This is a genomic window from Deltaproteobacteria bacterium (genome assembly GCA_012522415.1).
Taxonomy (GTDB): Bacteria; Desulfobacterota; Syntrophia; order Syntrophales; family JAAYKM01; genus JAAYKM01.
The window spans coordinates 24,579-34,701 of record JAAYKM010000087.1 but is presented as its reverse complement, the minus strand read 5'-3'; the positions used below and the strand labels follow the sequence as shown (position 1 = coordinate 34,701).

10 protein-coding genes are annotated in these 10,123 nt (G+C 50.3%); 6 read left to right on the top strand and 4 right to left on the bottom strand.

All coding sequences use genetic code 11. The features are described from left to right. Positions 1 to 209: 209 nt before the first annotated feature. From GX147_07535 to GX147_07510, 6 genes are all read left to right on the top strand, one after another. Positions 210 to 1,553, top strand: coding sequence for a sigma 54-interacting transcriptional regulator (locus tag GX147_07535; protein ID NLN60544.1), 1,344 nt, complete (start codon positions 210 to 212; stop codon positions 1,551 to 1,553). 198 nt (positions 1,554 to 1,751) lie between these two features. Continuing rightward, positions 1,752 to 2,153 carry a hypothetical protein gene (locus tag GX147_07530; GenBank protein ID NLN60543.1) on the top strand — a complete coding sequence of 134 codons (402 nt, stop codon included), beginning with the start codon at positions 1,752 to 1,754 and terminating at the stop codon, positions 2,151 to 2,153. A 42-nt stretch (positions 2,154 to 2,195) separates the two neighbouring features. Then, the gene (locus GX147_07525) at positions 2,196 to 2,576 is read left to right on the top strand and encodes a diguanylate cyclase (GenBank protein NLN60542.1); all 381 of its coding nucleotides are present in this window, start codon (positions 2,196 to 2,198) and stop codon (positions 2,574 to 2,576) included. Between the two features lie 161 nt (positions 2,577 to 2,737). Beyond that, on the top strand, positions 2,738 to 3,034 hold the full coding sequence (locus GX147_07520; protein NLN60541.1) for a hypothetical protein: 297 nt from the start codon (positions 2,738 to 2,740) through the stop codon (positions 3,032 to 3,034). Positions 3,035 to 3,153: 119 nt separating this feature from the next. After that, a complete protein-coding gene (locus tag GX147_07515; protein NLN60540.1) occupies positions 3,154 to 4,041 on the top strand; it encodes an Mrp/NBP35 family ATP-binding protein in 888 nt (295 codons plus the stop codon). A 301-nt stretch (positions 4,042 to 4,342) separates the two neighbouring features. Then, positions 4,343 to 4,543, top strand: coding sequence for a cold-shock protein (locus GX147_07510; GenBank protein NLN60539.1), 201 nt, complete (start codon positions 4,343 to 4,345; stop codon positions 4,541 to 4,543). A 55-nt stretch (positions 4,544 to 4,598) separates the two neighbouring features. Here GX147_07510 and ilvD read toward each other — a convergent pair whose 3' ends face one another. From ilvD to ilvB, 4 genes are all read right to left on the bottom strand, one after another. Continuing rightward, complete coding sequence (ilvD, locus tag GX147_07505; GenBank protein ID NLN60538.1) at positions 4,599 to 6,263, bottom strand: dihydroxy-acid dehydratase; 1,665 nt, start codon at positions 6,261 to 6,263, stop codon at positions 4,599 to 4,601. Between the two features lie 23 nt (positions 6,264 to 6,286). Further along, positions 6,287 to 7,336 (bottom strand): ketol-acid reductoisomerase, encoded by a 1,050-nt coding sequence (gene ilvC, locus GX147_07500; protein ID NLN60537.1) that lies wholly within the window; start codon positions 7,334 to 7,336, stop codon positions 6,287 to 6,289. 86 nt (positions 7,337 to 7,422) lie between these two features. Further along, on the bottom strand, positions 7,423 to 7,902 hold the full coding sequence (gene ilvN / locus GX147_07495; GenBank protein ID NLN60536.1) for an acetolactate synthase small subunit: 480 nt from the start codon (positions 7,900 to 7,902) through the stop codon (positions 7,423 to 7,425). A 28-nt stretch (positions 7,903 to 7,930) separates the two neighbouring features. Then, positions 7,931 to 9,637, bottom strand: coding sequence for a biosynthetic-type acetolactate synthase large subunit (ilvB, locus tag GX147_07490; protein ID NLN60535.1), 1,707 nt, complete (start codon positions 9,635 to 9,637; stop codon positions 7,931 to 7,933). Between the last annotated feature and the right edge of the window lie 486 nt (positions 9,638 to 10,123).

The window sequence follows — 10,123 nt, the reverse complement described above, 5'->3', positions numbered from 1 at the left end:
ACTTTGCCAAGCTGCTGCGGTGGGCAGCCGCTTTTTTGCGTCTAATTTTCCAATGGCTTTCTAATTATCAAAGAACCATCTCTTACGGTGACGCTTTATCAAAATAGACTTTTTCAGAACCGACTAGATACGGCAGGAAACAGCATTCAGCGGGAACACAACCCCCCGCCCTCAAAACAGAAAGCAAATACGCTTAAGGTATCTTGAAAATGGTGGAAAAGAAACGTGATCTCATTCTGGATTCCATTGCGGATGGTGTGTTTACGGTTGACCATGATTGGCGAATCACTTCATTCAATCATGCTGCGGAAATGATTACGGGAGTCGAGCGAAGCGAGGCCATCGGGCAGTTGTGCAAGGACGTCCTGAAAGCGGAGATATGCGAAAAGGATTGCGCCATAAGGCAAACCCTGACAACGGGACAGCCCGTCGTCAACAAAACCGTTCATATTGTCAATGCTGAAGGACAACGTATTCCCATCAGTATTTCCACGGCTGTTTTGCAAGATCGTTCGGGAAACGTTGTCGGCGCGGTGGAAACATTTCGTGACATCAGTGTCGTTGAGACGTTGAAAAAAGAGATATCGAGAAGTTACGGGTTTGAGGATTTCATCTCCAAAAACCACCGTATGCATGATCTGTTCAAAATTCTGCCCGATATTTCGCAGAGTAACGCAACGATCCTCATTGAAGGCGAGAGCGGTACAGGCAAGGAGCTTTTGGCCAAAGCCATCCATCAGCTCAGTTTGCGAAAAAACAAACGCCTTGTTGTGGTGAATTGCGGCGCGTTACCAGACACCCTGCTGGAATCGGAATTTTTCGGTTACAAGGCAGGGGCTTTCACGGATGCCAAGCGGGATAATCCGGGACGATTCAAACTGGCGGACAAAGGAACCATCTTCCTCGACGAGATCGGGGATATTTCCCCGGCCCTCCAGATCCGCCTTCTGAGGGTATTGCAGGAGGGCACCTATGAACCCCTGGGCAGTGTGGAAAGTTGCAGAACCGATGTTCGTGTGATCACGGCAACCAATCGTCATTTGCAGGATCTGGTGCGGGAAGGAAAATTTCGGGAGGATCTCTATTACCGGATCAATGTCATGCGCATTGAATTACCCCCCCTGCGGGAACGGAAAGAGGATATCCCTCTCCTGATCGAACATTTCATCACGCATTTCAATCTCCTTCAGACCAAACAGATTCAAGGCATGACCGACGATGCCCTGGCCTGCCTGATGTCGTATGATTTTCCCGGTAACATTCGCGAGCTGAAAAACATTATCGAACACACCTTCATTCTCTGCAAAAAGGACCTTATCGAACGGCAACACCTGCCGGAATCCGTCCGGCAGGTCCCCCCGCCGCATTCCTCGAAATATTCGGAAGTGATGACTTTCAAGGATGTGGAAGCCATTTTCCTGACCAATGTCCTGCGCCGGAATCAATGGAATCGCATCCAAACAGCAAAAGAACTGGGTATCCACAAAAGCACCCTGTTCCGGAAAATCAAATCCCTCGGTATCGTCCTGCCGAATCACAAACGCTCTCACTAGAAGAGTCGCATAAACGCGACTTCAATCCATATAAAGGTAGCATTATAAACCCCTTCCCGGATTTATAAAAACGGTAAAACCAATACGATATGCTTATAACGTACACCAATACAGCTAGTTATATCCTGTTTAGAGATAGCGGTAATGATGGCATGTATTTTGTTTTAACCTTTCATGGAGGGTAATATGAGGGTGGCCATGCCGATCTGGGAAAATCGTGTTTCGACCGTCCTGGACTTCTCGGATAATCTTCTGATTGCCGATATTAAGGAAAGAACGGTTGTCGGAGAAACCTGCATCAACTGGTCATTATGTAACGATATCATGAAAATTTCCCTGCTAACGGAGGAGGGAGTTTCAGTTCTTCTTTGCGGTGCGGTTTCTAAACCACTGCAAATTATGCTGGAAGACAGCGGCATCGATTTGGTATATGGTCTAAGGGGTATGAAAGATGTGGTCTTGCAGGCTTATCTGAATGGGACGCTTCAGGGCGACTGTTTTCGGTTACCGGGAACTGCCCTGACCGTATGCCCTGGAAATAAAAGAAAGCGATGTCGCAGTAAAGGGTTGAAGCCACGGGATAAAAAGGATTTGCTCTGAGACACCGGATACGGGGAAAAAACCATTACGAAGGAGAAACATATGATTATTTGTGTCCCAACTCATGAAAATCGCGGTTTGGATAGCGGCGTGTATCCACATTTCGGCTCTGCCCCCGCTTTTATCATCCACGACACCGATACGGGTGAGACCAAGTTTCTTGACAACAATAACCAGCACCACGGTGACGGGACATGCAACCCTGCTCAAAAATTGATGGGCGAGACCGTCGATGTCGTGCTGACAGGTGGTATGGGCGCACGGGCCATTGAAATGTTGAATGCCATGGGAATCAAGGTTTACATGGCGACAGCCGGAACGGTACGAAATAATATCGAGGCTTTGAATGACCAGAAACTGGAGGAATTGACGGTGCGTAACGCTTGCGGCCAGCACAATATGCACGGGGGCTGCGGCCACTGAAAGAAGCGGGTTGTTCAAAATAAGGAGATAACACTTTCAAGATTTTCTGCGCGTAAAAACAAGCTGTTAAAAAGGGGCCCCGTTGCTGTTGCCGCCTAAAAATGGTATGTGTTTTGATATGCTGGAAAATATTGATAGAAATCCACAAAAGGAGGGTGGTCATGGCAATAACGTTAGCGGTACAGTGTGCCACAATCAGAAAGGAAATCGGTTGGGAAGGAAAAAGTGAGGAAGTCCTCGATTTTTCGGGTGGTACGTTAGGGGATTTTATGAAACAGATTTCTACAGCCGATGGGCGTTCCTTCTTTGAACGCTTTACAAATGGCGATACCGGCGTGATTTCGAATGCAATCGTCTGGTACAATTTAAAACAGTTTGTAAAAAAAGATAATCTGGATTTCCAATTGAACGACGGGGATAAAATCGTACTGTTGCGCAGCATTCCCGGAGGTGGTTGATATTTCACGGGAAACTGCGGCGGTAACTGAGAAGATACTGACAAAACGGGTCAAGGTCGTCGTGCACATGAAATCACTGTAAAAGACGATATAAAAAACCCCAATCAATGGAGAAACCAATGGATTGTTCAAAAGATAATGGTTCTTGTCCTTCTGGAGGCTGCGCTTCGTCTGGAACGGAAATCCATCCCGAAACGGTGGAAAAAGAAGATGATCAAAAATTGCTGCACCGCCTCAGTAAAATAAAGCATAAAATCTTGGTCCTGTCCGGGAAGGGTGGTGTCGGGAAAAGCACGGTTGCGGCCAATGTGGCAAGTTCATTGGCCCTGCGGGAACTTCAAACCGGTTTGCTGGACGTTGATTTTCACGGTCCCAGCATTCCTACGCTCCTTAGCCTGGAGGGTCGGGCTGTCTACTCCGACTCCGAGGGCCTGGTACCTATCGACTACAATCCTTACCTGAAGGTGATGTCGCTGGGTTTTCTTTTGAGGAATCAGGACGATGCGGTAATCTGGCGCGGGCCGTTAAAAATGCAGGTGATGAAGCAACTGCTGCAAGATGTTCTGTGGGGGGAACTCGACTATCTCGTAATGGATTTCCCACCGGGAACGGGAGATGAACCTCTGTCCATCGCCCAATTGATTCCGGATATTGATGGGGCAATCATCGTGACCACGCCGCAGAACCTGTCTCTCAATGATGTGCGCAAATCAATCAATTTCTGCAGGCAGGTAAAGGTTCCTGTTCTGGGGGTCATAGAGAACATGAGCGGATTTATTTGTCCTCACTGCCACGAAGTGGTCGATATCTTCAAAAAAGGGGGCGGGGAAAAAATGGCGGAAAAAATGGGTGTCCCCTTCCTGGGGCGCATTCCCATGACGACCTTGGTTGTCGAGGCTTCGGATGAAGGAAGTCCTTTTGTTGAAAAGCATCAGGATGCCGAGGTCTCCCGTATATTTTCCGGTATCATTGACAAGTTAATCGAAAAAATCGACCGGAAAGGATAAACACAGATACAGAAGATCATTTCTTTTTACGTTATACCCCACAACCGGATTGGGTAATGGATTGAGCGGGTTCGTCATGATAATATTGATTGACAACCATTGAAATGCTCTGTATAAGCCTCCAAATTTTGTTGAGAACCATTCGGGTCTGCCGAATGGGAGGATAAGCAAGGGTTGGATGTAAACGTTCTGGGCAGTAAAATGAACCACCGAGTATTCTTCGGGATACTGGTGGTTTTTTCTTTCTGCGTGGTTGTAATCCGACTTGCATACTGAAAACTGAAGAAAGGAGGATGCAGACATGTCAGAAGGAAAGGTAAAGTGGTTCAACGAGAAGAAGGGTTTTGGTTTCATCGAAAAAGATGAAGGCGGCGATGTTTTCGTTCACTTCAGCGCCATTCAGAGCAGCGGATTCAAAACCCTGCAGGAAGGGCAGCGCGTAAGCTTCGACGTCGAAAAAGGCCAGAAGGGCCTGGCAGCGGTCAATGTAAAATTCCTGTAAACATGAAAAAAGGACGCACCCTTGCCTGAAGAGGGTGCGTCCTTCAACGCATTTTTTACTCCTTGAAAATGGCTCCCGTACTGGCCGATGTAACCTGTTTGGCATAACGGGACAAGTAGACCGACCGGATTTCCTGTTCCGGGGGAACAAACCCTTTCCGTCGCATCTTGAGTTCCGCATCGCTGACTTTCAGGGTTATCTTCCGGGCCGGAATATCGATGGCGATTCGGTCGCCTTCACGGACAAATGCGATGGGACCGCCTTCGGCCGCTTCCGGGGAAATATGGCCAATGGCCGCCCCACGGGTTCCCCCACTGAAACGTCCATCCGTCAGGAGCGCCACCGACGTGTCAAGCCCCATACCAGCGATGGCCGAGGTTGGAGAAAGCATTTCCCGCATACCGGGTCCCCCCTTGGGCCCTTCGTAACGAATCACCACAATATCGCCGGACCTGATTTTTCCCTCCAGAATGGCGGCAATCGCCGCTTCTTCCCCATCAAACACCCGGGCGGTTCCTTCGTTGACCAGCATGGCCTTTGCAACAGCCGACTGTTTGACCACCGCACCATCCGGTGCAAGGTTACCCCGAAGAATGGCAATGCCCCCTTCTTTCCCGTATGGACGATCCAAAGGCCTGATCACCTCATCGTCGTAGACTTTTGCTCGGCGTATGTTTTCTCCGACGGTCTTTCCTGTTACGGTCAGGACATCTTCCCGGATGACTCCCAGAGGGGCAATCCGTTTCATCACCGCCGGGATGCCTCCCGCACGATGAAGATCCTGAACATGATGTGCTCCCGCCGGACTGATATGACAAAGATTCGGGGTCCTTTTACTAATCGCATTGAACAAATCCAGATCCAGCCTGATTCCGGCTTCATAAGAAATGGCCGGAAGATGGAGTACTGTGTTGGTTGAGCAACCCAGAGCCATGTCCACCGCCAGGGCGTTTTGAAAGGCGGCCAGAGTTGCAATATCCCGAGGAAGGATCTGTTTTTTCACAAGTTCCATCACCTTCATACCCGCCTGTTTGGCGAGGCGCCGCCTGGCCGCCTCCACCGCGGGAATGGTACCGTTGCCGGGCAGTCCCAAACCGAGGGCTTCAGTTACACAGTTCATGGAATTGGCGGTGAACATCCCTGAACAGGAGCCGCAGCCCGGACAGGCATAATCCTCCAGATCCTTCAATTTCTGTTTTGTCAACCTGCCCGCCTTGACGGCCCCGACCCCTTCAAATACGCTGATCAGATCCGCCTCCGTGCCATCCACACGAACGCCTGCCAGCATGGGACCTCCGCTGACAAAAATGGCTGGAATGTTGAGGCGTAACGCCGCCATCAGGAGTCCCGGAACGATCTTGTCGCAATTGGGAACCATAACCAGACCGTCAAAGGGATGGGCCATGGCCATCGCCTCCGTCGAATCGGCAATCAACTCACGGCTGGGCAGAGAGTATTTCATTCCCATGTGCCCCATGGCAATACCGTCACAGATCCCGATGGCCGGAAACATGATGGGGGTACCTCCGGCCAGACGAATCCCGGCCTTGACATCCTCCGCAATCGTATTGAGATGAACGTGGCCCGGAACAATTTCATTGGCGGCATTAACCACCCCGATCAGGGGCCGGGCAATCTCTTCATCCGTATAACCCATCGCTTTCAACAAGGATCGATGAGGAGCCCGTTCAAGACCCTTTTTCATCATATCACTGCGCATGCTCTTCCCCCTTCCGGACTGATTTAATCCTTCTTTCTCCGCTCAGGTCTCAACGCCCGGACGGCGGCGCCTGCCTGCCACATTTCGCTGTCACGAATGGTTTCCAGTTCCTTCTGGAGACGCGCCCTGTAATCCGGAGAAGCACCCGCTTCCAAAACGATGCGAGTCTCTTCACCGGTCAACACGCTTTTATAAAGTTGATCGAAGACCGGTGCCACCGCATCGCGGAAACGGTCCTTCCAGTCAAGGGCGCCCCGCTGGGCCGTGGTGCTGCAATTGGCATACATCCAGTCCATGCCATTCTCCGCCACCAGACGGATCAGGCTCTGGGTCAGTTCTTCCACCGTCTCGTTGAAAGCTTCGGAGGGACTGTGACCGTTAGCTCGCAAGACATTATACTGAGCTTCCATAACGCCGGCCAAACACCCCATGAGAACGCCCCGCTCCCCCGTCAGGTCACTGTAAACCTCTTTTTCAAAAGTGGTGGGAAAAAGATAGCCGGAACCGATGGCAATGCCGACCGCCAGAGTGCGCTCCAGGGCACGGCCCGTGTAATCCTGGAAGACGCCAAAACTGGAATTGATGCCGCTGCCATCTAGGAAGTTCGTCCGGACCGTTCTCCCTGAACCTTTTGGGGCCACCAGAATGACATCCACGTTGGCCGGGGGAATGACACCGGTCTGTTCTTTGTAGACAATGGAGAAGCCATGAGAAAAATAGAGGGCATCGCCTTCGTTGAGGCAGGCCTTGAATTCCGGCCACATTTCCTTTTGTTGGGCATCCGAAAGCAGTAGCTGGATGATGGTGCCCTTTTTGGCCGCCTCAAAGGGTGAAAAAAGCGTCTCGCCGGGAATGAAACCTTCTTCAACAGCCTTGTTCCAGTTATACTCTCCTTCTCCGACGATGACATGAAAACCGTTATCCCGCATATTCAAGGACTGTCCGCGTCCCTGAATGCCGTATCCAATGACAGCGATTGTTTCATTTTTAAGGACTTCTTTCGCCTTGGCCAGGGGAAATTCCTCCAGAGTCGTTACGTCCTCCCAAATGCCCCCGAAATTGATCTTTGCCATATTTACGCCTCCTTGTCCTGATCGATATCAATAAGCTATTTTCTATCTTTAAAAAATTCCGGCTGTCTTTCTGTCAACCGGTCCCCTCAGCGTTCAATCACGATGGTTCCTGTCCGGGTGTACTCCACCATACCCAATTCGGCCAGATGGGACAGAATGTTATCCATTTCGTCTTTGTCTGCCGTCACTTCCATAATCAGATAATTACCGTCTAACCATACAACTTTCCATTTGTAATTGTCAATATCCACGGCAAGTTTTGCCCGGAATTCATCGGAAATTTTGATTTTTGCCAAGGCCAGTTCTTTCTGAGAAAACCGATCCAACTTGACGACATCCACCTGAATCACGTCGATCAGTTTGTTAAGCAATTTTTCGATTCTGTTCAACGTTGCCGCATTGCCCCGGGTGGCCAGGATGATTTTTGATATACGGTAGTCCGCTGTGACATTAACGCACAAACTCTCGATATTATAGCCTTTTCCTCCAAGTGCTCCGGCAATCCGCGCCAGAACATCCGGTTCGTTTTTGACCAAAAGTGAAATAATATGTTCCTTTTTTTCCATAATTGTTCCCTCTTGAGAGTATGAATTATTATGTATCGCTCTTTCGCCAAGGACACAGGGTCATTTCATCGATCCCGGCGCCAGGTCTTACCATGGGGTAAACACCTTCTTCCCGGTCCACATGAAAATCGATTAAAACCGGTCCGGGTGTGGCGATGGCCTCTTTTAGAATCGATTCCACTTCCGCGGGTGAATCGGTTCGGAGGCCGACCCAACCGTAGGCCTCTGCCAATTTGACAAAATCGGGCTGATACGTCATGTCGGTCTGAGAATATCTCCTGTCGTAGAAGAGCTCCTGCCATTGCCGCACCATTCCCAGAAAACCATTGTTCAAAAGTACAATCTTCACGGGCAGGTTACTTTGAATTGCCGTGGCCATCTCCTGGATGTTCATTTGGATACTTCCGTCACCGGCGATGTCAACAACCAATTTATCCGGCAGGGCACACTGGGCGCCGAGGGCGGCGGGCAAACCGTAGCCCATGGTTCCCAGCCCGCCGGACGATATGAAGGTATGGGGTCGGTCAAAATGATAGAACTGTGCCGCCCACATTTGGTTTTGCCCCACCTCCGTCGTAATGATGGCCTCTCCCTTGGTGATTTCGTAGAGCTTTTCGATCACATACTGGGGCTTGATGATCGTGTCACTGGGTTCATAGCGCAACGGCTCCTGGTGTTTCCAGTCTTCGATCTGATTCAACCAGTCTTTCCTTTCGCCAATATCGATATGGAAATGCCTTTCATCAATCAACTGATTCAAATGTCCAAGAGCCCGCTTTGCATCACTGACCAAGGCCAGATCCACCGTCACATTTTTCTCAATGGATGATTCATCCACGTCGACATGAATAATCTTCGCGCCCGTAGCGAAACAATCAATCTTGCTGGTGACGCGGTCATCGCAACGGGCACCGATGATAATCAGAAGATCGGTCCCACAGACGGACATGTTCGCATAGTAGGTGCCGTGCATGCCCACCATTCCCAGCCACAAAGGGTCTGTTCCGGGGAAAGCGCCCAGCCCCATGAGGGTCCCCGTGACCGGAATTTGCAATTTTCGGGCAAAGTCCGTCAGCTCCGATGACGCGCCGCCAAGAATAATGCCGCCACCGATCATGAGAACGGGTCTTTTTGCCTCTCTGATCAAATCCAGGATTTTCTCGTAGGTTTCCATTGTGGGTTCATAGGCCACGTCGATTTTTCGGCGTTTAGGCGGTTCGGCGATAAACTCCGTTTCCGAAGCCATGACATTTTTCGGTAAATCGACGAGCACAGGACCGGGCCGCCCGGAATGGGCGATCCAGAAGGCCTTGCGCACCGTTTCAGCCAAATCCTCAATGTTACGAACCAAGAAATTGTGCTTCGTGCAGGGACGGGTGATACCCGTAATATCGCATTCCTGGAACGCGTCGTTTCCAATCAGATGCGTGGCAACCTGGCCGGTAAATACAACCAACGGAATGGAATCCATGTTGGCTGTGGCCAATCCCGTAACCGTGTTGGTCGCCCCCGGACCCGATGTGACCAGGCATACCCCCGTCCGCCCGGACGCCCGGGCATATCCGTCTGCCGCATGCACAGCCCCCTGTTCGTGGCGGACCAAAATGTGTTTCATTTTCGTCTTGAACAACTCATCGTAAATATCCAGCACCGCACCGCCCGGATAACCGAAGATGACATCCACTTTTTCTTGCTCGAGAATTCGGAAAAGGATCTCCGTTCCCTTCATTTTCACTGTCGTACCTCCTGTGCTGTGTAATGGCGCCCCGTTCACCCGAACATACCGGCTCTATTCTCTCCCGGAATCCCAATGTTTTACCGGGGTTCCCTCCGTTTGCCTGTTGTACAAACAAAAAAGCCGCGAATAATCCTCAGCGGCCTTTCTGGACAAAAAACCGCGGTGCTTCTGGGGGACCGCGGCTTGGTTATTTTAAATTTTTTCTTTATTTCCGAGCTACAGTCCCCTTGAGTACGATAACTACGGCGACCAAGCCCTGAATGACACCGTTTCCGGCCCTACTCTCTTGATTCTTCATACATTTTTCCAAAAACATTTAATTTTGCCTGCTGCCATACGACAGGAAAAGAGGATTGTCAATATATTTTTGAATAGGTTTAATCTTGCGACAGCAATTCGACCGAAGCGCATTCCCAGACGACCTTCGGGAAGCTTACGGGGACAAAATCCGGACAGCGCATATAACGGAAGGATCCGCTTCCC